The 264-nt window shown below is 46.2% G+C and carries 1 pseudogene; it reads right to left on the bottom strand.

Annotation, left to right across the window (positions count from 1 at the left end):
• Positions 1 to 29 precede the first annotated feature (29 nt).
• Positions 30 to 264: pseudogene (locus MB824_RS07475) on the bottom strand (hypothetical protein); the annotation flags it as partial.

Genomic DNA, 264 nt, shown 5'->3' with positions numbered 1-264 from the left:
AACCAGTCTGCTATAGGACAAAAAAGGTGCTACTCATCACTAGAGATAGAGAAATAATCTTTAATAAAGCGAACCTTATTTGCCATCCGCATGCCGTGATGACACGCCAAATGCCGCTTTAACCCGGCAAATGCACCATCAAGCAGATTGGTGGTGTTTGGGATGTTCAGATCGGGATGCTCTTCAAACACAAATAGGTTGCCCATGTTCCGTTTCAGGCTGAAATAGGCGCTGCGTAGTCTTGGGTGGGTGTAGTGGGATTTG

This window comes from Kingella pumchi (genome assembly GCF_022288825.1).
Taxonomy (GTDB): domain Bacteria; phylum Pseudomonadota; class Gammaproteobacteria; order Burkholderiales; family Neisseriaceae; genus Kingella_D; species Kingella_D pumchi.
Note: the sequence above shows the minus strand (reverse complement) of the source record. Positions and strands in the feature narration are given on the sequence as shown.